This is a genomic window from Streptomyces sp. NPDC054794 (assembly GCF_053611585.1).
Genome location: NZ_JBSHAQ010000013.1, coordinates 21,087 through 43,985, shown reverse-complemented (window position 1 = coordinate 43,985; position 22,899 = coordinate 21,087). Strand labels below are relative to the sequence as shown.

General features: G+C 68.3%; 24 protein-coding genes and 2 pseudogenes. 13 read left to right on the top strand and 13 right to left on the bottom strand.

Annotated elements, in window-relative coordinates:
* Positions 1–180: 180 nt before the first annotated feature.
* Positions 181–405, top strand: coding sequence for a hypothetical protein (locus tag ACWGKT_RS15980; RefSeq protein ID WP_453274076.1), 225 nt, complete (start codon positions 181–183; stop codon positions 403–405).
* Positions 406–464: 59 nt separating this feature from the next.
* On the opposite strand, the gene ACWGKT_RS15975 is transcribed toward ACWGKT_RS15980, so the two are convergent.
* The 4 genes from ACWGKT_RS15975 to ACWGKT_RS15960 all read right to left on the bottom strand — a co-directional run bounded on the left by ACWGKT_RS15975 (position 465) and on the right by ACWGKT_RS15960 (position 4,735).
* Entirely contained in the window at positions 465–1,445 is a 981-nt protein-coding gene (locus tag ACWGKT_RS15975) for an alpha/beta fold hydrolase (protein WP_453274075.1), read from the bottom strand.
* A gap of 239 nt (positions 1,446–1,684) precedes the next feature.
* A complete protein-coding gene (locus ACWGKT_RS15970; protein ID WP_453274074.1) occupies positions 1,685–2,689 on the bottom strand; it encodes a glycoside hydrolase family 3 N-terminal domain-containing protein in 1,005 nt (334 codons plus the stop codon).
* A gap of 695 nt (positions 2,690–3,384) precedes the next feature.
* Entirely contained in the window at positions 3,385–3,750 is a 366-nt protein-coding gene (locus tag ACWGKT_RS15965) for a DUF3566 domain-containing protein (protein WP_453274073.1), read from the bottom strand.
* 550 nt (positions 3,751–4,300) lie between these two features.
* Positions 4,301–4,735, bottom strand: coding sequence for a glutaredoxin domain-containing protein (locus ACWGKT_RS15960; RefSeq protein WP_453274072.1), 435 nt, complete (start codon positions 4,733–4,735; stop codon positions 4,301–4,303).
* Between the two features lie 207 nt (positions 4,736–4,942).
* On the opposite strand from ACWGKT_RS15960, the gene ACWGKT_RS15955 reads away from it, so the two are divergent.
* The 4 genes from ACWGKT_RS15955 (at position 4,943) to ACWGKT_RS15940 (ending at position 8,184) form a co-directional block, all read left to right on the top strand.
* On the top strand, positions 4,943–6,367 hold the full coding sequence (locus ACWGKT_RS15955; RefSeq protein WP_453274071.1) for a dihydrolipoyl dehydrogenase family protein: 1,425 nt from the start codon (positions 4,943–4,945) through the stop codon (positions 6,365–6,367).
* 192 nt (positions 6,368–6,559) lie between these two features.
* Complete coding sequence (locus ACWGKT_RS15950) at positions 6,560–7,135, top strand: RNA polymerase sigma factor (RefSeq protein WP_356146804.1); 576 nt, start codon at positions 6,560–6,562, stop codon at positions 7,133–7,135.
* Positions 7,136–7,183: 48 nt separating this feature from the next.
* Positions 7,184–7,714 carry a peroxiredoxin family protein gene (locus tag ACWGKT_RS15945; protein ID WP_453274070.1) on the top strand — a complete coding sequence of 177 codons (531 nt, stop codon included), beginning with the start codon at positions 7,184–7,186 and terminating at the stop codon, positions 7,712–7,714.
* 8 nt (positions 7,715–7,722) lie between these two features.
* On the top strand, positions 7,723–8,184 hold the full coding sequence (locus ACWGKT_RS15940; RefSeq protein WP_453274069.1) for a hypothetical protein: 462 nt from the start codon (positions 7,723–7,725) through the stop codon (positions 8,182–8,184).
* On the opposite strand, the gene ACWGKT_RS15935 is transcribed toward ACWGKT_RS15940, so the two are convergent.
* From ACWGKT_RS15935 to ACWGKT_RS15925, 3 genes are all read right to left on the bottom strand, one after another.
* Positions 8,160–8,381 (bottom strand): hypothetical protein, encoded by a 222-nt coding sequence (locus ACWGKT_RS15935; RefSeq protein WP_453274068.1) that lies wholly within the window; start codon positions 8,379–8,381, stop codon positions 8,160–8,162. The genes ACWGKT_RS15940 and ACWGKT_RS15935 overlap by 25 nt on opposite strands.
* Positions 8,378–8,635 carry a hypothetical protein gene (locus tag ACWGKT_RS15930; RefSeq protein WP_356146816.1) on the bottom strand — a complete coding sequence of 86 codons (258 nt, stop codon included), beginning with the start codon at positions 8,633–8,635 and terminating at the stop codon, positions 8,378–8,380. Before ACWGKT_RS15930 ends, ACWGKT_RS15935 begins: the two co-directional genes overlap by 4 nt.
* Positions 8,636–8,886: 251 nt before the next feature.
* On the bottom strand, positions 8,887–9,747 hold the full coding sequence (locus tag ACWGKT_RS15925; protein ID WP_453274067.1) for a D-alanyl-D-alanine carboxypeptidase family protein: 861 nt from the start codon (positions 9,745–9,747) through the stop codon (positions 8,887–8,889).
* Positions 9,748–10,693: 946 nt separating this feature from the next.
* Here ACWGKT_RS15925 and ACWGKT_RS15920 point away from each other — a divergent pair.
* The gene (locus ACWGKT_RS15920) at positions 10,694–11,473 is read left to right on the top strand and encodes a DUF427 domain-containing protein (RefSeq protein WP_453274066.1); all 780 of its coding nucleotides are present in this window, start codon (positions 10,694–10,696) and stop codon (positions 11,471–11,473) included.
* Positions 11,474–11,542: 69 nt separating this feature from the next.
* On the opposite strand, the gene ACWGKT_RS15915 is transcribed toward ACWGKT_RS15920, so the two are convergent.
* Positions 11,543–12,115, bottom strand: coding sequence for a dihydrofolate reductase family protein (locus ACWGKT_RS15915; protein ID WP_356146825.1), 573 nt, complete (start codon positions 12,113–12,115; stop codon positions 11,543–11,545).
* A 1,113-nt stretch (positions 12,116–13,228) separates the two neighbouring features.
* Between ACWGKT_RS15915 and ACWGKT_RS15910 the strand changes: the two genes are divergently transcribed.
* Entirely contained in the window at positions 13,229–14,422 is a 1,194-nt protein-coding gene (locus ACWGKT_RS15910; RefSeq protein ID WP_453274065.1) for a hypothetical protein, read from the top strand.
* A 129-nt stretch (positions 14,423–14,551) separates the two neighbouring features.
* Here ACWGKT_RS15910 and ACWGKT_RS15905 read toward each other — a convergent pair.
* Positions 14,552–15,112, bottom strand: a pseudogene (locus ACWGKT_RS15905) (TetR/AcrR family transcriptional regulator); the annotation flags it as partial.
* A gap of 69 nt (positions 15,113–15,181) precedes the next feature.
* Here ACWGKT_RS15905 and ACWGKT_RS15900 point away from each other — a divergent pair.
* Positions 15,182–16,006, top strand: a pseudogene (locus ACWGKT_RS15900) (SDR family NAD(P)-dependent oxidoreductase); the annotation flags it as partial.
* Between the two features lie 47 nt (positions 16,007–16,053).
* Here the strand turns inward: ACWGKT_RS15900 and ACWGKT_RS15895 are convergent.
* The 4 genes from ACWGKT_RS15895 to ACWGKT_RS15880 form a co-directional block, all read right to left on the bottom strand.
* Positions 16,054–16,518: a VOC family protein gene (locus ACWGKT_RS15895; protein ID WP_453274064.1), complete on the bottom strand. Its 465-nt coding sequence runs from the start codon at positions 16,516–16,518 to the stop codon at positions 16,054–16,056.
* A 298-nt stretch (positions 16,519–16,816) separates the two neighbouring features.
* Positions 16,817–17,278, bottom strand: a complete 462-nt coding sequence (locus ACWGKT_RS15890) for a hypothetical protein (protein ID WP_453274063.1) — start codon at positions 17,276–17,278, stop codon at positions 16,817–16,819.
* A 185-nt stretch (positions 17,279–17,463) separates the two neighbouring features.
* Entirely contained in the window at positions 17,464–18,369 is a 906-nt protein-coding gene (locus ACWGKT_RS15885; RefSeq protein ID WP_453274062.1) for an NmrA family NAD(P)-binding protein, read from the bottom strand.
* Between the two features lie 354 nt (positions 18,370–18,723).
* Positions 18,724–19,203, bottom strand: a complete 480-nt coding sequence (locus ACWGKT_RS15880; RefSeq protein ID WP_453274061.1) for a MarR family winged helix-turn-helix transcriptional regulator — start codon at positions 19,201–19,203, stop codon at positions 18,724–18,726.
* Positions 19,204–19,409: 206 nt separating this feature from the next.
* Here ACWGKT_RS15880 and ACWGKT_RS15875 point away from each other — a divergent pair, with 206 nt between their 5' ends.
* From ACWGKT_RS15875 to ACWGKT_RS15855, 5 genes are all read left to right on the top strand, one after another.
* The gene (locus tag ACWGKT_RS15875; RefSeq protein ID WP_453274060.1) at positions 19,410–20,156 is read left to right on the top strand and encodes a hypothetical protein; all 747 of its coding nucleotides are present in this window, start codon (positions 19,410–19,412) and stop codon (positions 20,154–20,156) included.
* A gap of 158 nt (positions 20,157–20,314) precedes the next feature.
* Complete coding sequence (gene nthB / locus ACWGKT_RS15870; RefSeq protein WP_453274059.1) at positions 20,315–20,986, top strand: nitrile hydratase subunit beta; 672 nt, start codon at positions 20,315–20,317, stop codon at positions 20,984–20,986.
* Positions 20,983–21,585, top strand: a complete 603-nt coding sequence (gene nthA, locus ACWGKT_RS15865; protein ID WP_453274058.1) for a nitrile hydratase subunit alpha — start codon at positions 20,983–20,985, stop codon at positions 21,583–21,585. The genes nthB and nthA overlap by 4 nt, the downstream gene beginning before the upstream one ends.
* Positions 21,582–21,953, top strand: a complete 372-nt coding sequence (locus ACWGKT_RS15860; RefSeq protein WP_453274057.1) for a nitrile hydratase accessory protein — start codon at positions 21,582–21,584, stop codon at positions 21,951–21,953. Before nthA ends, ACWGKT_RS15860 begins: the two co-directional genes overlap by 4 nt.
* An 89-nt stretch (positions 21,954–22,042) precedes the next feature.
* Positions 22,043–22,735 (top strand): ANTAR domain-containing protein, encoded by a 693-nt coding sequence (locus ACWGKT_RS15855; RefSeq protein ID WP_453274056.1) that lies wholly within the window; start codon positions 22,043–22,045, stop codon positions 22,733–22,735.
* Positions 22,736–22,899: the final 164 nt, after the last annotated feature.

Below are 22,899 nucleotides of genomic sequence, written 5' to 3'. Positions count from 1 at the left end.
CCAGGTGTGGGAGGCGCCGACTCCATCGTCGGCGCCCGCCGACGCAGATGAGGCCGCCCGTATCGGTGGAGCCGGAGTCTGCGACATCGGGCAGCCCCAACTCTCAGCCCGACGCTTTCACCTCCGGAACTGTGGCTTCCACCACTGCGTCGAGGGTCACGCGCCTGATCGACTTGCCCGATGTTGATCAACCTGATTCTTCGTGTCCTGCCGTTCTATATCCGCGAACCTCTGCTCATCTCCGTCTGCCTCTTCTTCACCGGCCTCGCCTTTTACGGGTTCGCCGTTGCCGGAGAGTGGCAAAGAGCCGCCTTCGGTTTCGTGTTTCTCGCGGTCGCGGTCCTGCGGGCCTTCGTCCTGCGCCGCGAGTGGAGATCCCGCCCAAGAACCGACCAGCCTGCATGAAGCCGCATTGCCGGCTCCGCACCAACGCCTGGCAGCCATGGGAGGTGCAGGCGCACGCGTCAGACGGGCAGGGCGGCGAGCCACTCGGTCAGGATTCGGTTGACCTCGGCGGGGCGTTCCTGCTGGATCCAGTGGCCGCAGCCGTCGAGGATGTGGGAGGAGACCAGTCCCGGCAGCGTGACCGGGTACGCCTTGATCGCGTCGGCCAGCCAGGTCGTAGAGACGTCCAGGCTGCCGCCGATGAACAGGGACGGCTGGGTGATGGGGGCGCCGTCGAAGGCGGCGAGGTCCTCCCAGTCACGGTCCATGTTCCGATAGCGGTTGAGGGCTCCGGTAAGGCCGGTGCGTTCGAACTCCCCGGCGTAGACGTCGAGATCCCGCTCGCTCAGCCAGGCGGGCAGCCGACCGGCGGGGAACCGGTCACGCAACGTCCCTTGCCTGCTGACGAATTGCGGAGCGGGAGCGCCGGTTGCGGACATGGTGTCGGCGGACAGGGCCGCGAAGAAGCCGGCGAGCCAGCCGCGTACATCGGGTTCGATCTCGGCCTCTGCGCGGCCCGTCTCCTGGAAGTACGAGACGTAGAACTCCTCGTCCTCACCCATCCGAGCGAAGACATCGCTGGGCCGGGGCCCGCCCCGCGGGGTGTAGGGAACACTCAACAGCCCCACCGCGCGGAAGACATCGGGCCTGAGCAGAGTGGAGGTCGCGGCGATGGGCGCGCCCCAGTCGTGGCCGATCACCACCGCCGACTCTTCGCCCAGGCCGTGCACCACCGAGACGTTGTCCTCCACCAAGTTCAGCATCCGGTACGCATCTGTCGCGACCGGCTTGGAAGAGCGGCCGTACCCCCGGACATCGACGGCGACCGCACGGTATCCCGCCGCGGCGAGCACGGGCAGTTGGTGGCGCCAGGAGTACCAGGATTCGGGGAAGCCGTGAACGAGCAGCACCAGCGGCCCGGTTCCCAGCTCCGCGAGGTGAATCCGGCCGCCCGGCGAGGAGACCAACCGGTGGGTGATCTCGCCGACGCTCTGTGACATGTGCCCCTCCTCCAGGACCGCGGGTCTGCCGTGCGCCAGGACGGGGTCCGTTCCACCGGTCCGCCGGCTCACCGCCGATCATGCGCAGGACTCTGCCGAGGAGGCGACGCCGTTTGCCGATTCAGCAAGCTCGGCCCTCAGTGGCGCTTCCTGCTGTTGGGGGGCCGATCCGACCGCAGGGCGAGGTGGGGTTCCCGTCATGTCCTGCGGCCCGTTGCAGCATTCCGCAGGCGGCGAGGTCAGCCGCAGTACAGCAAACCGACCTTCTGCTTGGCGGCCAGGATGCGGTGCACACTCTGGTTCACCTGCGCGCGGAAGGTCGCGTTCTGCGCCATCCGGGTCTGCACGGCCTTGGCCATGGCCGGGACCAGGTTCGGCTCGACGGTCAGGACCAAGTCTCCGCCTGCGGAGAGGAAGTTCACGGCGCGGCTCGCCGGGGACACGGCCTTCACCGCCACCGCGTTCCCGAGGTCGTCCGAGATCACCACGCCCTTGAAGCCGAGTGTCTTGCGGAGCACTCCCTGGATCACCGTGGAGGAGAACACGGCCCGATGCTTCGGGTCGATCTTGCTGTACGTGGCCAGCGAGATCATGACGAAGGGTGCGCCCGCCTTGATCCCCGAGCTGAACGGGGTGATGCTCGAGCTCTTGCTCGTCGTCACGGAGTCCACCACGTTCGCCGTGGTGTCGGTGTTGCCGCGGACATAGCCGAGTCCAGGAAAGTGCTTGAGCGTGGCCAGGACGTTGGACTGGGCGAAGCCGGCAGCGAACGCGTTGCTGTGGGGCGTCACCGTCGCGGCTGTGTGGCCGAACTCGCGGTCGTACCGACCGATCGGAGCGTTGTTCCTGCCCAAGCTGGCCGGGACGACATCCGCGACGGGCGCGAGGTTCAAATTGACACCGGCCGCCTTGAGTTGATTCGCCCACGCGGCGGCCTGGGTACGAAGCTTCGTGGTCGACCAGGTTCCCTGCACCAGCGCGCTCGGCATGGTCGAGAACCCAGGACCGGACAGCACCTGCACCTGGCCGCCCTCCTGGTCGGTGGAGACCAACAGGCCTGCGCGGTGCCCCGACACGGTGTCGGCTTTCGCCTGAAGGCTGTTGACGAGGGTCCTGGTCGCCTTCGTACCGGACTTGCTCCGTCCGGCCAGGAAGACCGACCCGACATGGTACTGGCGCAGAACCTGGATCCGCGTCTGGTCCGGATTCGAGGCGGCGACGGCACCCATGAAGAGCTGACCCACTCGCTGCGACCCCGTCATTGCACCGAAGACCTTGTCCACGCAGGTCGTGGTCGCGGTCGTGCTCCCGGTCGCCGAAGCGGGTGCTTCCGATACGGCCGCAGCATGCGAGGTATAAGCACCGCCCAGACCTGCGGCCGCCAGCGAGAGCGTGAGCAGTGGAACGGGCCAGACTGCCCGCTTCCCCCTCGGGCCAGGGGATGGCGCCTGCCGCGATGTCATGCGGAGCCCCTTCCGCTGCGTTTACCACCGACCGGGCGCCCCTTGCCCGGCCGTCGACAGCGGTCACGCAGCCAGTACCTCCAAACGTACATCCATCCGACGGCATGCGCCTCTGCTGTCGCAGACCTGGTGCGCGCGGCACAGCGACGTGGTACAAGTCCTGCTGAAACAGGGGTTCCGGCAGTGCGGCTGCGGCCAATTCGGCATCCACCGTGTGGAGATCCGCCCGTCCGCACCGCCCCGGCGGCCCACCGGCCCCGGCCAAGCCGGACTCCAACTCCGCACCCCAGTGGTCGACTTCGACCGAGGGGGCGGACGGACGGCGCGGGGGCCGGCGGATGGCGATCAGGCCGTGTCGGAGACTTCCCCCGGCGTGTCGCGGCCGTCGGCCGTCTGCCCCGGCGCGTCGGCCGCCTGCTGAGCCCTCGGGGAGGGGGTTCCGCCATGCCGAATACGGCGGCCTGCGGGCAGGCGTCCTACGGCGTCGGAGACCCAGGGCGGGGTGTGCTTTCGCAGGTGGCGACGGGTGCGGACACGGGCCCGGCCCAGTTGCAGGAGCTCCTGTGCGGCGGCCGGGGTCGGATCGGTGAGGTCGTCGTCAGGGCGACTTCGACACCGCCTTTGTGCTGCGCCGAGAGGTTGTAGATGAACGTGCACAGCGCCGCCAGGCATGTGCCCAGGACGACTTCCAGGGCGACGATGCCGAACACGATGGTCAGGACGGTGGTCAGCGACGGCAGTGCGTTCGGGGCCATGACCTCCAGCATGATCCAGACGACGATCGTGGTGGCGATCGCGACCACACCGAGTCCGGCCAGGAGGAGGAAGCTCGCCACTATCACCGACCAGGGTTCACCTTCGGATATGCGCAGCCGCATCGTGCGCGGGCCGGGCGTGGGGTCCGTGTACGCACGAACGCCGCCCTGCCCCATTCGCTCCGCCCGATCCTCAGGGCGGGCCTCGGGCGCCGGCCGGGCCCGAGCCTCATCGGGGGGCAGCACTATCCGTTGAAATTCAGCCGCCCCCTTCCCCCAAGAGCGGCGGAGGCCACCGCCTTGCGTCGGTGGCGCCGGTCTGCGGCCGGTGCTGCGGATCATGCGCTTGGCACGGCTCATGCCTGTCTCCCGTCGGCCTGGCAGCTTGGTGGCACCGTCCCCCGTCGAACGGCCCTCCATCGACCACAGCAGTCGACCTTTGAGGCCTGCCGTCCACAAAAAGACGGTATAGACCTTTTTGCCATCGTGCACCCTCAGACGGGTGAGTCAGGGGACGAAGATGCAGGCCAGCGGGGGCGTCCGGGGCCGTGTGGCCAACGTCAGACCAGGCCGGGCCGTGAGGCGTGGCGTGAGACAGCTCCCTGACGCCGTTGTAGCAAGGGCGTGTGGCGCTGTCTCACGCGGAGGAGAGCTGCTCACGCACCCATGCAGGATCGGGGTTGGTGTGCGGCCGGCCCGCCACGACGACGGTCGGCACGGTCTCATTGCCATCGTTGGCGGCCCTCACCACTGCCGCTCCGGCAGGGTCACGCCAGATGTTGACCCAATGCAACCGGTGGGCACTACGGCCCAACCGGATGCGCAGCCGCAGGCAGTACGGGCAGCCCGGCCGCCAGAAGACGACCGGTCGGCCGTCGACGGCACTACGGCTTTGTGCCTCCAGCGCGCCGATCGACCTCGGGAAGAGCAGAGGCGAGTTCACGACCGCGAGCGGCACGAACACGAAAAGGAGTGGTACGGCAGCACCGAGGTTTCCCCTGAGGATCAGCCCAGTCGCAACGACTGAGCCGCAGAGCACCAGCAGCAACGGCGAGATCCAAGCGCGCTTCATGAAGGCGCAGGGTATCGATGAGTTGCCACGGCGCCGCGGCCGGCATCGGCTGTGGCGTGGTGGTCAATGGCGTCATGTGCGTCATGTTCTCCGTGGACGCACCCCCCGATGTGGCCCGGCCCAAGTCCCCCACCGGAACTGCGATGTCCACGAACCGTAAGGAGATCCGCCGCCAGTCCGTGTGCCCGTACGGCCAGACTCGTCCGCATGACTGAAGCCATTGTCTACGACGTTGTGGTGCTGGGAGCGGGACCGGTCGGCGAGAACGTCGCTGACCGGGCACGGGCCGGCGGACTGAGCACGGCGATCGTGGAGAGCGAACTTGCCGGCGGAGAGTGTTCGTACTGGGCCTGCATGCCCAGCAAGGCACTGCTGCGCCCGGTGATCGCACGGGCGGACGCGCGGCGCGTCCCCGGCCTGTGCCATGCCGTCCAGGGCCCCCTCGACACCGCCGCCGTGCTCGCCCACCGCGACAACTACGCCTCTCATTGGAAGGACGACGGCCAGGCCGCCTGGATCGCGTCCATAGGCGCCGACCTGTACCGCGGCCACGGCCGGCTCGCCGGACCGCGGACGGTCACGGTGACCGCCGCCGACGGCACCGTCACCACGCTCAGCGCCCGGCACGCCGTCGCCGTCTGCACCGGCACTCGTGCGGCCCTGCCGAACGTGCCGGGCCTCGCCGACGCCAAGCCGTGGACCAGTCGCGAGGCCACCAGCGCCGACCATGTGCCCGCCCGCCTCGTGGTGGTCGGCGGTGGCGTCGTCGGCACCGAGATGGCCACGGCCTGGCAGGCGCTCGGGTCACAGGTGACGGTCCTGGTGCGTGAGAAAGGCCTGTTGAGCCGCATGGAGCCGTTCGCCGGGGAGTTGGTCACGGACGCGCTGCGCGAGGCGGGTGCCGACGTGCGCACCAGCGTGTCCGTGACTGCCGTCGAGCGCAACGGCGCCACCGTCTCGGTCACCCTCGACGACGGTTCGACGCTGGAGGCGGACGAGATCCTCTTCGCGACGGGCCGCGCCCCGCGGACCGACGACATCGGCCTGGAGTCCGTGGGCCTGGAGCCGGGCTCATGGCTGAGCGTCGACGACACCCTGCGCATCGAGGGCAGCGAGTGGCTCTATGCCATCGGCGACGTCAACCGCCGCGCGCTCCTCACCCACCAGGGCAAGTACCAGGCCCGCACAGCGGGCGCCGCGATCACCGCGCGTGCCGCGGGAGTCCCGCTCCAGGCGTCGGACCGGTGGGCCGCCCACGTGGCGACCGCCGACCACGGCGCCGTCCCCCAGGTCGTCTTCACCGACCCGGAGGCGGCCAGCGCGGGTCTCACGCTCGCCGAGGCCCAGACGGCGGGCCACCGAGTGCGCGCCGTCGACTACGACCTCGCGAACGTCGCGGGCTCCGGCCTCTACGCCGACGGCTATACGGGCCGGGCCCGTATGGTCGTCGACCTCGACCGGGAGATCCTGCTCGGCGTCACGTTCGTCGGGCCGGGTGTCGGCGAACTCATCCACGCGGCGACGGTCGCGATCGCCGGTGAGGTCCCGATGGACCGGCTGTGGCACGCGGTACCGGCCTATCCGACGGTCAGCGAAGTCTGGCTGCGGTTGCTGGAGACGTACAGGGGCTGAGCATCGGACCCGGTCACGCGGAGCATGTCCGCGAGGGTGTCGCCCGTGCCTGCGATCCGCTGTAGCGATTGCCGGCGTGTTGCCTCCGGGCCCGGGTGAATCCTTTCGCGGTCCCCGGCCCTCTTATGGACATTACCGTGACATCAGGAGGGAGAAGCGGGATGGATGCGCTGCGCCAGTGCGGAGGTGGCCGTGGTTGACCGCGGTTGGGCGAGCGAGCAGCTGATCGAGGCCGCTCAGGGCGGCGACGCGGACGCGATCGCCGCCCTGGTGCACGACGTACACCCGCACGTGCGGAGCTTCGCCCAGCATCTGTGCGCGTCTCCGCAGGACGCCGAGGACGCCGCGCAGGAAGCGCTGATCGTCCTCTATCGCAGGATCGGTACTCTGCGCGCCTCGGCGGCGCTCGCCTCCTGGATGTTCCGGATCGTCAAGCACGAGTGCCTGCGCCGTGTCCAACGGCTGCTCGACCACGACGTCGAGCGTGGTGCCGACGCCGCGCCGTCGGCCGAGGACGAGGTCCTCGCACGGTTGGAGGCCGAGCGCGTCGCGCAGGCGATCCGGGCGTTGCCGGACCTCCAGCGCCGCGTGCTGATCATGCGCGACGTGCTGGGCCACCCGGGACGGACGGTCGCCGAGGCGCTCGGTCTGAGTACCCCGGCGATGAAGTCCCAACTGCACCGGGCCCGGACCGCGCTCCGGCTCAGCTTGCGGGGTGCGGCCGAGGGCAGCGAAGACCTCCTCGGCTCCGCAACCACGCGCGTGTGACCCGAACCGACTGCTGTTCACAACCCCAGCGCGAAAGGAAGCTTCGCCATGCTCACATCCGGATCGCCGGCCCCGCAGATGATGCTGGAGGACACCGAGGGGCAGACCGTCCGCCTCTCCGACTACCGGGGCAAGCACGCGGTGCTGCTCTACTTCCTGCGGTCGACGTCCTGCCCCGTGTGCAACCGTCATGTCCGCGGACTCGCCCAGAGCGCCGAGGAGTTGGTGGCCTCCGGTGTCCATGTGCTGCTGGCGGTGCCCGAGGACCGGGAGACGGCGGCCGCGTGGAAGGTGAAGCACGGGATCCCGTTCACCGTTCTCACCGGCCGCAGCGGTACCCCGCACGAGACGATCGGCCTGAGCAGGAAGATGTTCGGTTCGATGCTGCAATCCGGCAGCATCCTGATCGACGCCCAAGGCATCGTCCGCCACGCCCACGGCGCCACCATGCCGACCGGCGGCCTCGACAGGAAAGCAATCACCGCAGCTCTTGTCGCCCTGCGCGCCCCGGGGCGTATGGAGCAGGGCGATGACCTCGCCGCGCATCCCCGACCGGGGAGCGCTGCGCCCAACAGGTAAGACGTCTCATGTCGTCGGCGAATCAAGACGCGTCGGCGGGCGATCGCACAGTCGCGGCTGCTCGCGCCACCCGGTGCGCCTTGAGTGAGGGTTACGCGGTCTTTGGCCGCCGTGACGACCTGACCCGACAGCAGGACCCCGTGGTCCCGCCGGCCGGGCTCTATGTCGACGACGACGCCCTGGGCGGCATCCTGGGACGGTTGTCGAAACTCAAGATCGTCTACCGTATCGGTGATCACGGTTTCGCGGATTCCCCGGCGTGTGCGAGGCGCTCGTCCGTACGATCCGGGCGGGAGGTGCATCGGGTGGCCCAGGATGCGGAACCGGACCTGCGAGGACTGGTCACAGTCCGCGGCATCCGCCGGTCGCAAGGCCCCGGCTGGAAGCATCGTGTCCCGGCCGGGGCCTTCGGCTTCCTTCCCCTGGCCGGTGCAGTGGGGCTGGCTCACCTGAGCCGGATGTTGCCGTGAGCCGCGACCCGGCCCGGCTCGATCACGACGAGTCGGGCCGGTTGTCGGCGCCGGTGCGGCGGTCGGTGAGGATGAGAGTGCCGTCGATCAGGACGACCTCGCCTCCCCAGCCGGGCCTTCACCGCGACGTCGAGGCCCAGCTCGGCGCCGACGTCCTTGACCCGCACCGCGCCGCCCGCGTCCCGCACGTTCTTCATGCTCCGCTGATAGTCCGGCGGCAGGGCCTCTTCGCCCGAGCCGGGCTCCCGGTGCGGGATGAGCCGCCCACCTGGGCCGTCACCGCCTGCGATGGCGGCTTCTCCGCCGCGAGCTGGGCGTGCATCCGTTCCCAGACACGCATCGCCACCGCGAGTTCCTCGCGCTCGGCACGGACCTCTTCCAGCCGTTTGACCAGGCTCTCCTCCTGGTCGAGTTCGGCCCGGCGGGCGGCGACCTCGCTGATCTCCGTCATTCCGCGAGCCTACGGACCCGACCCGCCCCCGACCTTGGAACGAACAGACCAACGCTGACCGGCGCCCGACGATCAAGACGCGTGACAACCGCCCGCCACCAGCCCGAGTACCTGGGCGAGGAGTCACACCACCCCTGGTGACCAGGGGAACTGAAGTTGGCGAAGGTCCCGTGAACAGCTCCCTGCACTCTGGGTTTGCCGAAGCCTCGCTCGCCGGCGGTAGTGGGACGCGGGCACATCGCGTTCCCGGACTACGACTTGAAGCCGTAGTCGAGCAGCTTCACGGCGTCGGGGTAGCGCTTCGCGTCGTTCAGGATCGTGCCGATCAGCGTCCTGTCGCCACGGGTCGCGGCGAACACCAGGCAGGGACCCGAAGCGGTGGCGGTGCCGGTCTTGATGCCGATGATGCCCTTGTAGGAGCCGAGCAGTTTGTTGCTGTTGTACCAAGTGTATGTGCGGGTACGGCCGTTGCTCGCGATCGCCGTCTGCGTGGTCTCCTTGGTCTTCACGACCGTACGGAAGGTGGCGTTCTTGACCGTGTACGCGGCCAGTTTCGTCAAGTCCTTCGGCGTCGTGTAGTTGTTACCCGCCGTGGACAGGCCGTCGAACGAATCGAACCTGCTCTTCGTCATGCCGAGTGAAACGGCCTTCTGGTTCATCTTCGCAATGAACGACTTGGTGCGCGCCGAGACTGTGGAGCCGCTGCCGAAGGTGTCAGCCAAGGCGTACGCCGCGTCGCTGCCGGAGGGCAACAGCGCCGCGTAGAACAGCTGACGCACGCTCAACTTGTCGCCGGTGCGCAGGTCGGCGGTGCTGCCGTGCTGGGCAACGACGTAGTCCCGGTAGGCCTGCTTGACGGTGACCGTGCGATTCAGGTTCAGACCGGGAGTGTCGAGGACGACGGCGACGGTCATGACCTTGGTGGTGGACGCCATCGGCCGCTTGATGTCCGCGGCCTTCCCGAACAACTGACTGCCACTCTCGCCGTCAGCGAGGTAGACACCCTTGGCGCTGACGGACGGGAGCTTGACGGCCGCGGCGGTGAGAGCCAGCGTGACCACCGGAACGGCGGCCAGGGCGGCGCCGGTCGTCCCGACGACGGCGAGGCTCATGCGCCCGCTGCGGATGCTACGTATCACAGTCGTTGCTCCGAATTCATAAATGGAAAAAGTCGGACTCCGGGAAGGGGAGCTCCGGAGGCGAGACCCACCAGAGCGGCACACGGCGGGCCCGAGCAGGAAGCCCCCGCCGCGAGGAGCCTCCGCCGGATCGCCGCGACGTCGCCCGCCCGCCGGCCGGGAACACGAAGTCGAAGCACGGTCAAACGCCGCGCCCATAGAGCGCCTTGGGCCGCGACACCTGCTCCTGTGAAATCCCGTCAGCGCCCAGACATGCCAGATCGATGACGAACTCACTCAGCATCTGCGACACCCAGGGCCCCGTCTCACGCCTCGCCGCACAACTCCCCCGATCTTCATCACGCCCGGCCTCGCCTCACGCCGACCGCGCTGAAATCTCACAACATCGAGGGCAGCAAAAACAGGAATGGGACCAGTCCGTCAGGGTTTCGTCATGATCGGAAACCTTCCGGCCTCGGATGCGTCAGGGCGACACCGTCGACTACGGAGGGGTGCGATCTGAGCCGTCATCGAGTTGACGCGGGCGCCCAGGCGCACGGCAGCCGAGCCGTCCGTGCCCAGGCAGCCTGACGAAGTGCCGATGAACACGTTCCGTAATCGCGACGCCGCACATCGCGCCCGGAACTTACCGAACACTGACCTCAGCCGGTCGGCGGCGCCCACAACGCCCATCACTCACTAACGTCAGTCACGAGCGCCTGGGCGACACCCGGCCACGGCCGTTTTCCGGGCCGTATCACCGACTCCCGGCTTCGCTCTCATACTGAGCGGAACCTCCGGCCCGACCAGACGCTGGGCTCGGCGTCGGCTGTGGAGGTTGACACTGGTGGTGCGATCGCTCTTCACCACGCCTGACCCCACGCATGAAGGCCCGGCCGCCACCGCTCGCGCGACGCCGGGCGAGCGAGAGGAGACAGCCATGACCGCCTACCCGGCGATGATCGCCCCGGTCAATCACGTGGAGCCGGTACCACGCAGAATCCGCGCGCTACTGGCGTCGGAGACCGTCATCGATACGTCCCGCGCGCGGTACGTGTGGGAGTGGAGCAACTACCCGCAGTACTACATCCCCCTTGAGGACATCAACCCCGACCTACTCGTCAGCGAGGGCCGCATCCAGCACAGCGCCCGGGGCACGGTTGAGGTACACGCCCTTCAGTTCGGCGACATCCGCCGCCCTCGCGCGGCCAAGCTGCTGCGCGACTCCCCCATCGAGGGCCTGGCGGGAACCGTCCGCTTCGACTGGGACTCGCTGGACGCGTGGTACGAGGAGGACGAACAGGTCTTCGTCCATCCCCGCAATCCGTACGTACGCGTCGACGCGCTGCGTTCTACGCGCCCCATCCGCGTCGAACTCGAAGGAGTCGTCCTCGCCGAGGCCCCTTCATCGGTGATGGTGTTCGAGACGGGGCTCCCGACGCGGTACTACCTGGACCGCGGGCAGATCGACTTCCGGCAGCTCATGGCGACCGACACGGTGACCGCCTGCCCGTACAAGGGCGTCACCAGCGCCTATTGGTCCGTCCGTACGGGCGACCGGATCCATCCCGACTTGGCCTGGTCCTACGACTTCCCCACGCGGCAGCTGATGCCGATCGCCGGACTGGTCGCCTTCTACAACGAGCAGGTCGACATCGTCCTGGACTCCGAGCGCCTGGAGCGTCCCACGACGCACTTCTTCCCTGCCTCGAAGGACTGAACGCGCACGGCGCCGACGGTCGACAGGCGACGGCACGGCTCTCCCGACGCCTTGAGCACCGCACGCACTTCAACGAACTACGTCGAAGACGTTCTTCTGCAGCCCGTTGGCGTAGACCTCGTGCTCGACCAGCTTCAGCTTCTGGGTGTCCTTGTCCGTGGTGCTGAACAGACGCTTGCCCGCGCCGAGCAGCAGCGGAAAGACCAGCAGGTGGTAGCGGTCGATCAGGCCCGCGTCCGAAAGGCTGTGGTTCAGGGAGGCACTGCCGTGGACGATGATCGGGCCTCCCTCGGTCTCCTTCAGTGCCGCGACCTCGTCGAGCGAGCGCAGGATCGTGGTCTCGCCCCAGTTCGAGACCAGGTTGTCCTCGGTGAGGGTGGTGGAGACGACGTACTTGGGCATCACCTTGTAGTCGGCGAACTCCTCCATGTCCGGCCACACCGGGCTGAACGCCTCGTAGCTGACCCGGCCCATCAAGATCGCGGCGGCTTCCTGCTGTTCCCTTCCCTTGATGTCGAATGCCTCGGGGAGGAACTCGACGTCCTTGAAAGTCCATCCAGCATTCCGGTAGCCGGCTTCGCCACCCGGGGACTCCACGACGCCGTCGAGCGATATGAACGCGGTGCTGATCAGAGTACGCATCTGGGGTTCCTTGAAGTCTCGTGTCCGGTTTTCGGTTGCTCGTCGTGTGCCTCGACCGTGCTTGAGGCGGCAGCTCCTGTCCGCGAGGCCCCGGCCAGGAGCGCGCCGACCACCGCCCGGTGGACCCGCCCGGTCACGCCGCCCTCGCGTCGGTCCTCGGCCCGCTCGACCAGGCCGAGCCAGGCTCCTTGACGTCGAGCATGGTCCCAGCATGGGACCGACAAAAAAAATTGTCAAGAAAAACTGAGTTGTCGGATGGGTCTGTGCTGACGCTGATGGCTTCCATCCCGCATGCGGCGCACCTGGTGACCGCTGACACGGTCCCGAGATACGGGCCGTACCCCGTGGAGACGGTCCACCCAGGAATCCGCGAGCCCATCGGACCCATATGGGGGACGGCCGGTGACCGACCTAGGGACTGACGGGGTCTGTGCCCGTCGGCGGGCGCTCGGCGGGCGCAAGACGGGACGGATGCGGGCCATCGGTGGGCCCAGGTCCGGGCCGCCCGCCAGCGCGCCGGGGCCAGCGAAAGCAGGCCCATGTGCCGACGAGCGCCCTCCGCAATCCGCAGACGCCCACGCAACACCGTCGAGCAGCACCTCAACCGGTGAAAGCAGTGCCGGCGCACCGCTACCCACTACGCGAGAACGGCCTAGTGGCAGTCGTAGCGATACGCATACGGGAGTTCAGGGCAAAGCCTGCGCACGTCACGGCGGTGCAACAGCCCGCCCGGTTCCGGTTCTCCGTGTCTGTCAGATCCGAGATCACTCGGCACCGGACGAGCTCCGAATGCTGTGAACCTGCCAACTATGGGAAATTCGTACACCTCCGAAGCTTCTCCATGCCCGCGTCGGCTGTCAGGGACGGCACAGAGAGCTCTTGCTCGTTCGAACGACCAGGAAGGTACCGACAGGACAGCCAAGCAGGCGCCGCCACGGATGCATAGGCCCGCCCTGGCCGTTATCGGGCCCGCCGTGGCCGTTCTCGTACTCGCCCTGGCCATTCTTCTGCTCGCCCAGCTACTGGTTGCGAAGACTCTCTGGGCATGACGTCCACCGCCCTCTACCCTCAGTGCCCGACTTCGGCCTCTTCCCCCAAGGAGGGCGTACCAAGATGAGACGTGGAATGGACAGCACCGGCTTACGGCGTTCGGCGGCCGCTCTGGTCGCCCTGATGGTCGCTGTCGCGGCCGTCGTGATCGGCAGCGGACCGGCGCAGGCGGCCTCCGCCGCGTCGACCGGTCGGGCCACGGGCGGTCGGGCCTCGGCCGCGACGGTGGACCTGTCGCGCTGGATGGGCGACATGCACGGCTATCTCGACAACCAGCCGCTCAACCGGATCGCGATGCCCGGCAGTCACGACTCCGGCAGCTGGAGCATCCCGGCCGACCCCGGCCTGTGCACCAGTGGCTGGTCCTACAACGTCGCCAAGTTGGACCCACGCCTGGCCGCCAGCATCTCGCGGGCCCAGAGTGGCAGTCTCACCGACCAGCTCGACGAGGGCGCCCGCTATCTCGATCTGCGGCTGTGCTTCGAGGGCGGACAGTGGAGGACCTTCCACGGCGCCCCGATGGGAGGGCTGTTCTTCGACGAGGCTTCGGGCGAGGCGGCCTCGATCAAGCGCTGGATCGACGACCACCCTTCGGAGGTCGTCATCATCAACGTGTCTGCCGCTGTCCCGGCGGGCGCCGACGCTAAGGAGCCGCTGACCAGGTTGCGGGACCTGTTCGGCTCCCGCGTGGCCACGCGCACCGAATTGTCCCCGACCTCCACCTACGGCGACTTCGTGAAGGCCGGCAAGAACGTCGTACTCGTCGACTCGTCGACGGCGCTCGACCAGCCGTGGGCCTGGCACGCGGACAGCATCTCCGACCGCGGCAGCTACCCGGCCGGCGATCCGTCCTGGTGGGAGATCCTCAAGGCCTTCTTCAACGGCAGCCCGCCACAGCCGATCTACGACCAGACGCTGTCCCTGAACCAGGCTGCCCTCGCCCGCGACCCCGGGGCGGACGCCGGCCGGTTCTTCGTGCTGGCGAGCATCGTCCAGCCGGATCTGCAGATACCGCAGCTGTTCCTGATCCGGCTGTTGTCGCCGTTCTTCCCCGCCTCGGTCCGGGACAACTACCTCATGTACCTCGCGAATGGCCTGAACCCTCAGCTGGTCACCAAGCTGCGGACGGACTGGCGAGCAGCTGAACTGGCCCGCAACATGAACATCGTTGCGATCGACGACTTGGGCCACAGGCCGCAGAGCGACCTTCAACGCGCCGTCATCGACATCAACACCCTTCCCGGCAAGGCTACCTGACGACCATTCACCTCCGTCGGGCCCAGGCAATGGCCCGACGGACTTCGGTACGACACCCCGCCCACCCCCCAGCCCCCATCGGCGTCGCTCCTTGGGCCTCGATGCAGCCGAGGAGACGGCGCACACGCCTCAGGCGTTCGCGGCGCGCGACCCCACGCCGAGGCCGGTGAGAAAAGCGGCGAGGACGCGGATCAGGCGGGGTTCCACCTCGATGACGGCATGACTGAGCCGGGGGTCGCTGGTATAGAGCTCTCGCAGGCGGGGGCCGGGAGTGGCCATCTGCCACAGCGTCCCCGCCAGGCTCGTCGCCGTGGCGATGGTGTCGACGGTCTGCAGCTCGATCAGCCCCAGCGGGCGGTGCAGTTCGCCGTCGATCAGTTCGATCTCGTGGAGCGTCACCAGCTTGAAGGACCGCACCGACTCGATCGACACGTTCCGCTCAAGGTTCAGGGGCGCCTGGGCGAGCAGGTCGCAGAACATGGGGCGCGCCGCCAGCGTGCCGGCGATGACCTCGGCGACCTCGGCCGGCGTGGCGTGCGCCCGGCGTTCGAGGTCGCCGCGCAGGTCGGCGGACCACTGCCGCCAGCCCTCCGCGGTCAGTTCGAGGAAGACCTGCTCTCTCGTCTCGAAGTAACGCAGCAGCGCTGACTTGTGCATGCCCACGACCGCGGCGATTTCGGTGAAGGTGACGTAGGGCGACGATGCCAACGGGCAGGTTGACATAGCACACCCAGCGCCAGCTCAGGTGCTCGGTGACCAGCCCGCGGCCTCGGCCGCGAGCTGGTCGCCGCCGCCCTGGAGGCCGGCGACCGTGTCGTGGCCACGGCCCGGCGCCCCGAGGCCCTCGCGGAAGCGTTCAGTGAGTACGGCGACCGCGTCCTCCCCCTCACTCTGGACGTCACCAGTGCGGACACGGCCCGCGAGGCCGTGGAGGCGGCCGTCGCACGCTTCGGGCGCGTCGACGTGATCGCGAACAACGCCGGGTACGCGAACGTGTCGCCCATCGAGACCGCGGACGACGCCGACTACCGCGCCCAGTTCGAGACGAACTTCTGGGGCGTCTACAACGTCACGAAGGCCGCGCTCCCCACCCTGCGTCGGCAGGGGGCGGGCACCGTCGTGCAGTTCTCCTCCGTCAGGGGGCGGGTCGGCGGATCGCCGGGCATCGCCTCGTACCAAGCGGCCAAGTTCGCGGTCGACGGGTTCAGTCGCGTCCTCGCCACGGAGACCGCGCCGTTCGGCGTGCGGATCATGGTCGTCGAACCCAGCGGCTTCGCCACCGACTGGGCCGGCTCGTCCATGACGGTCCACGACATCCCCGACGCCTACGACCAGACGGTCGGCGCGATGAACCGCCGTGTGCGACAGGCCGCGGAAGGCGCGGCCGGAGACCTTCGCCGGGCAGCCGAGATCATCGTGCGGACCGTACGCCGCGACGAGATCCCGAGCCATCTCCTGCTGGGCGTGAACGCCGTGACCATGGCGCTGGACTACTCCCACGGCCAGCTCAGGGAGGCGACCACCTGGGAGAAGGTGAACCGATCGGCCGACTTCGACGAGCCCTACCCCGCACAACTCCCGTGAAGCGTGGAGTTCTTTCGGCCGCGCGTCACCAGCACCAGTCCGATGACTCAGCTTTCAGCGATGAGTGCCTGAGCCCGACGAGCGATATCGTCCGGGGTCAGGTCCTCTACGTGGGTCAGGAAGACCCAGACGTGTCCGTAGGGATCCCGCAGGATGGCCGTGCGGTCGCCGTGAAACTGATCGGTCGGCGGCTGCAGAAGTTCCGCGCCGGCAGCGACGGCCCGCTGCGCAAGTACGTCGACATCCTCGACGAAGGCGTGCAACCCCACGGTCGTACCGCCGAGGCTGGTCGGTGCGGCGAATATCGGACCCTCGGCATCGCCCAGCATGATGGTGGACCCCTGAATGCTGATCTCCGCGTGCAGAATGCGCCCGTCCGGCCGGCCCACACGGAACAGTTCCTCGGCCCCGAACGCCTTGCTGTAGAAGCCGATCGCCTTCGCGGCCCCATCGATCATCACGTGTGCGATCACGGCGTTGCGGTAATGCTCGGGAACGGTGGTCGCGGCCATGGAAATGCCTCCCGGGTTGGCTGATGGCTACCGACGGCCACGAACGTAGAAGCTGAACCCGACTTGAGGTCAAGCGCCGATCGGCGACGAACACCCGCTGCTCGGTGAACTCGGCCAACAACTCTGAGGCAACTGGTGTCAGCGCCGGGCAACCCGGCGCAGGCCCCAGGCCCGGAATCGAGCGCTGCCGTCGATGCCGACTACGACGGCCGCCACAATGAGCAGCGCGGTTGCCGCGATGTCGAGCGTGACCGGCCGCCGAACCAGCAGCAGTGCCAGTGCCCCGTCAGCCCTTGCGTCACCGTGGCCCCGCGGCAAGCCGCAGCAGCGCGTCGCACAGGACTCCCGGCGAACCAGAGGTGACACATGGCTTCACGTGGCCGTCGGCGCGGACGACAGCCAGGTCGGCGTCCTGGCTCATGCCCGCCGTACGATGATCCGGCGTGAGAATCACGGACCCTCCACGGTCATCGAGCGACCAACTTCCCGCGCCGGTGAGCGCCCCGCCCGACGAGGTATCGACTGGCAGCTCAACGGCAGAGAACCGTCCGTCGGCGGCAAGCTCGACCTGCCCGGTGTTGCCGTCCTCTGTCTTCCAGGTCCCGAGGAGGGAGGACTTGGAGGAGACGACAGCAAACTCGGGCTCCGCGTTGTACAGGTCGGTGAGACGCCAGGCAGCCCCGGCGAGGAGTACCGCAGCCAACACCATGAGCGCCGCGAGACGACGCCATCGCGTCGGCCGCCGTTCCCTCACACTCACCGCCCAACCCGCACAGCGTGCTTGGTCAGAATCGGGGACAGTGTGGCAAGGGGCACTCGTGCGCGTCCCCCCGTTCCACTTGCCGTCCCCAACTGCGTGGCGGCAACTCGCCCTGCCAGCCGCATCGTCAAAGGAAGGGACCGAGGTACGGCGTCCGAGCAACCGTCGGCTCCGCCCCCTCGTACTCAGCCCAGGTAGAAGTCCTTGCGCGCGGCCACGAAAGCCTCAATCGTCTGAGGGGGTACGCCCGTCACACGTTCCACATCGTCGGAGGTGCGGTCGTAGCGGTTCTCCTGATGGAGACGACCCATGGTGGCGATGTGTTGTTCGACGTGCGGCGGCAGGCCCACCTTCGCGAGGATCTCCTCCCGCCACCGGTCCAACGGCACGTCCGCATAGGACACCGGACGCCCCAGTGCCCGCGAGAATTCCTGAGCAATCTCTGCCATGTCGACGGTGCGGGGCCCCGTCAGTTCATAGACGCGCCCGACATGCGGGGCCGGGCTACGCAGCACGGTGGCCACTACTCGGGCGACGTCGTCCACGGACACCGGCGAGGTGCGCCCGGTGCCGAAGGGCAGTGAGATGGTGCCATCGGTCTGGATCGACCGTGCCGCGAGCGTGGTGAACAGAGGGTTGTCCAGGAACGACGTCGGCCGGATATGGATGGCCGGCAGGCCCGACCAGTTCAGGACCTGCTCCGCCAGCCAGTGCAGCCGCTGTTGATGCGACTCGCCGGTGCTGGTGGCGGTCATCTGGGACACCGTCATCTGCGACAGGCCCACCAGGCCGTCCAGCTTCCCGTATGCGCGGGCCACGGAAGCCACCACCGTTGTTGCCAGCAGATGGTCGGGCGACACAGGCATGGCGAAGTACATCCGCCCGACGTCCTCCAGGGCTGCGGCGACAGTCTCGGGCCGGGTGAGATCACCGACGACCACCTCCGCGCCGAGCGCACGCAGCCCGGCCGCACGGTCGTCCTCCTGTCGGACCATCACGCGCACCGGCACGTCGTCCGCACGGAGTTGCTCCAGGACCGTGCGGCCGACGCCGCCCGCGTTGGCGATGAGGACGAGTGTGCTGGCATCCATGGCTGGAGCTCCTTCTGGGACTGGGGGGTGAACGTCGATCACACGGGGCGTGTGCGTACGAGGCGTGTGCGGGATACGGATGCCGCTCCACCGGGCGGCGATTCCAGCAACAGCCAGTGGGGGCAGCGCAGCCGGCGCTGACGGGCCCTCGCCCTCGCGAGAAGCGATGGCGGATGGCGGATGGCGGCGACGGGGCCCACTGCGGGATCAGGGCCGCAACCCTCAATAGGAGCATATGCTCGTATCAACGAGGAGGCAAGAGGGGATCCCGGATCACAGCCGGCAGCCCACGACGGCCGACGCCCCCACCGGCAGCCGGGTTACACCGAGCAGCGGTGCCGCAGGAGGCGCATCTCACTCAGCCCAAGGTGTGAAGCCGGTCTGGAGAACAGCTTCGAGGGCCGCGCGCAAGCGGGCCGCGTCGTCGACCCCGAAGCGCTCCTCGAACTGAGCCTGCATCTCCTGCCACAGCGGCAGCGCCGCCTTCATCCGGGAGACGCCCTCCGGCGTAATCGTGACGATCCGGGCGCGACGATCGGCCGCCGACGGCTCGACGGTCACCAGACCCTCCCGCGCCAGCGGCTTGAGGTTCGAAGCCATCGTCGTGCGGTCCATGGCGATCATCTCGGCGAGATTGGTGATCGTCATTTCCCCATGGGCACTGAGCTTCTGCAGGATGCTGAACTGCGTCGCACGGAGACCGACCGAGGCCAGAGCCTTGTCGTACGTCGCGCCGATGTACCGGGCCGCCTTGCGAAGAGCCAGGTTATTGCACGAATCCTCGGCGTTCGCCGGCGTAGCGACCATCATGCCCTCCCGAGCGTCTCCACTCATGATAGGAGCACATACTCTCATCGCAAAGCGCCAGGTCAGACGCATCTACGGTGATCCATGAACAGGTCGACGCGGCGACTCACCCTTGCCGACGATCCCAATACGAGCATATGCTCCTATCGGCTGGTGGGCACGCCCCAGCCGTCCCGCCACAGCACAGCAGCCGCACGTGGCGTGCGGCTGCGCTTCATGAGAGGGAATCGACCATGTCCATCAAGAACAAGGGGTTCTCCGCCGCGGCGGCAGTCCTGCTGGTCGGCGGCGCCATCGCCGCGGGGACGGTGTCCGCGAGTGCGGCGACTCCGCAGTGCGGCGAACACTGCATCGACATCTACAACAAGAAGCTCGGCACCGCGGACCACCCGCGCTTCGTCGAGACCGTCCACCAGGGGGTGGCGAAGGTCGGCCAGCCGACGGTTCTGCAGCGCGCGAGCAGCTCCAACCCGGCGGAGGACTTCCTCCCCCGCGTCGGCAAGGTGTCCGACTTCTACAAGGCCCACCTGGTCTCGTCCGAGGTGAACCGCCACTACGGCGACCTCCGCGCGGCGCAGATCCAGTACGCCCCCTTCGGCAAGGCCAGCGGCCTGTGCGTGGGCCTTGCCACCACCGCGTACCAGAACGAGGGGCTCACCCTGCAGTCGTGCGGCCTTCCGGGCAAGACGGTGTGGATCCTCGACACCCAGGATTCGCCCGCGACCGCGGCCGACAACTACTTCCCGCTGGTCAACGGATCCACGTCGGACTTCAGGCACCCGTTCGCGATGACCTACCAGAGCCACGCCCAGCGGGGCCTCGGCCACTGGGGCCATGGTCGCGGAAATCACGGCCATTGGAGCCACGCACGCTCGAACAAGCATCTGCCTGCGCAGATCCAGGTGCGCAAGCTGATGGGCAACCCGGCCCACGTCCCCGACAGCCAGCTCTGGGGTACGAACCTCGGCGTCGTGAAGTAGACCAACGGATTCGGCAGTGGAGGCAAGGGGTCGGCACCTCGGCGACAGAGACCCCAACCAGCGGATCGGAGCACGCTCGCGCCGTGACGCCGCGGGCGTGAGCCAAATAGAATTCGAGTTGTTATGTCTGCTATTGCGGGCAAATGAGAGGTTATGCCATGGATGGTATTGCCGACATGGGCGGCACCCAGGGATGGGGGCCCGTTCATCCACCGAGACCTGATGAACCGGTCTTCGCGGAGGACTGGCAGCGCAAGGCGTTCGCGCTGGCGATTCTCTCCAGCCGCCTCGCCTGCGGCGGTGTCAACACGGACGCCTTCCGGCACGCGCTGGAGCGCTTGGACCGAGCCGCCTACCTGGACGACGGCTACTTCGGGCGCTGGTTCAACGGCGGCGAGCTGATGCTCACCGAGCGCTCCATCCTGGCGCCGGGAGCGATCGAGGCCCGTGCGCGCAACCTGCGCGGCGAACACGTCACGGAACCGCCGATCCCCGAGCCCGCCAGACCCCACTACGCGCCCACCGCGGAAGGCTCGCTGCGTTCCGTGGACACCGCTCCGGCCTTCGCCGTCGGAGGGCGCGTACGCGCCAAGAACGTGTCCGTACCCGGGCACACCCGGCTGCCGGGCTACGTCCGGGGACACATCGGCGTCGTCGAGGTCATCCAGCCCGCCCACGTACTGCCCGACACCAACGCGCACTTCCTGGGCGAGAACCCCCAGTACGTCTACACGGTGCGGTTCGACTCCCGCGAAGTGTGGGGCGCCGACGCCGAACGCTTCGCCCTCACCGTGGAGATGTACGAGAGCTACCTGGAGACCACCGCATGACCACCACCCATGGCGGCCAGGACGAGACCGTCCCCGTCGCGCTGCGCACCGAGGCGCTTGAGCAACTGCTCACCGAACGGGGCCTGATCGACCCGAAGGTGATGAACGGGATCATCACCGAGTACGAGACCAACGTGGGCCCGCTCAACGGGGCAAAGGTGGTCGCCAAGGCGTGGACCGACCCGGACTACCGGCAGCGCCTGCTCCAGGACGGGACCGCGGCCATCAAGGAACTGGGCTTCTCGGGGCCGCAGGGCGAACACATCGTCGTCGTGGAGAACACCCCGACCACCCACAACGTGGTGGTGTGCACGCTGTGCTCCTGTTACCCGTGGCCTGTGCTCGGCCTGCCGCCGAGCTGGTACAAGGACCCCGCCTACCGTGCGCGGGTGGTGAGGGAGCCGCGCACGGTGCTGTCCGAGATGGGACTCGGACTCGACGACGACGTGCAGATCACCGTCCGGGACTCCACCAGCGAGGTGCGCTGGCTGGTGCTGCCCGAGCGGCCGGCCGGTACCGAGCACCTCGCCGAGGAAGAACTCGTGCCGCTGGTGACCCGGGACGCGATGGTCGGCGTTGCCAAGGTGGAGGCACCGTGAGCGCGCCGCTGGACATCGTGGGACCGGCCGCGCCGCCTCGCTCCAACGGTGAGCTGGTGTTCGCCGAGCCGTGGGAAAGCCGTGCCTTCGGCATGGCCGTCACGCTGTACGAGGCGGGCGCCTTCACCTGGCCGGACTTCCAGGCCGCGCTCATCGCCCGGATCGCGGCGTGGGAGGCTTCGGCGGCGGACGAGCCGTACAACTACTACCGGCTCTGGCTGGCCGCCCTGGAGGACGTACTCGCCGACATGCGCACCGTGTCCAGGGACGAGATCACGACCCGCGCCCAAGACCTCGCACAACGTCCCCCGGGCCACGACCACCATGACCACCATGACCACGACGAGCATCACGATCACCCGCACTGACCCACGGCCCAAGCGCGCCACCGTGCCATGACGTGGTGGAGGGCGGGTAGGGAGGCAAGGGACTGCCCGGACCGGTAGCGGAGGACAGCATGGACACGGACTGGCGTACGTTCGCCGAGCAGATGGCGACCATGGCACGTGACCTGCTGGCACAGGACTCGGTACAGGCCACTCTGGAGCGGATCACCCACTCCGCCACCGAACTGGTCGACGGCTGTGATGCCGCCGGCATTCTGGTCCTGCACGGCACACGCGTGGAGACTCTCGCCCCGACCGACCAGGTGGTCATCGACAGCGACCAACTCCAGGAGCGGCTGCGCCAGGGACCGTGCTTCGAAGCGGCCCGCGACCATCGCGACGACCGCGTCTTCAGGATCGCCGACTTCACCACCGAGGAGTCGCGCTGGCCCGACTACGCATCCCATGCACGCCGGCTGCACCTGGGCAGCATGATGGGCTTTCTGCTGTTCACCGAGGACGAGGACCTCGGCGCGCTCAACATCTACTCCCGCCGGCCCGGCGCGTTCACCGGCACCAGCGAGACCGCCGACTGGCTGCTGGCCTCCCACGCCGCGGTCGCCTTCTCCAGCGCCCGCACCCACGCCCAGTTGGAACGGGCCGTGGCCACCCGCCACACCATCGGAGAAGCCATGGGCATCCTCATGGGCAGCCGGAACCTGACCGAGGAGCAGGCCTTCGACGTGCTGCGGCGCTACTCGCAGGAGACCAACACCAAACTCCGCGACGTCGCCGGCCGCATATGCGAGACCGGCGCTCTGTGACCGACGTACAGCGGTTCCCCCAGCACGTTGCCTGGACCGGGGGAACCTCAGCCGGGCCGGCCCCCAGGGGACCGCCGCCGACCCGGCCTGCCGACAGAGTCCCCCGTGCCACGCGGCTCAGACATGTCCCCCCCCCCCCCGCCTCGATGACCCTGTCGGGCGTA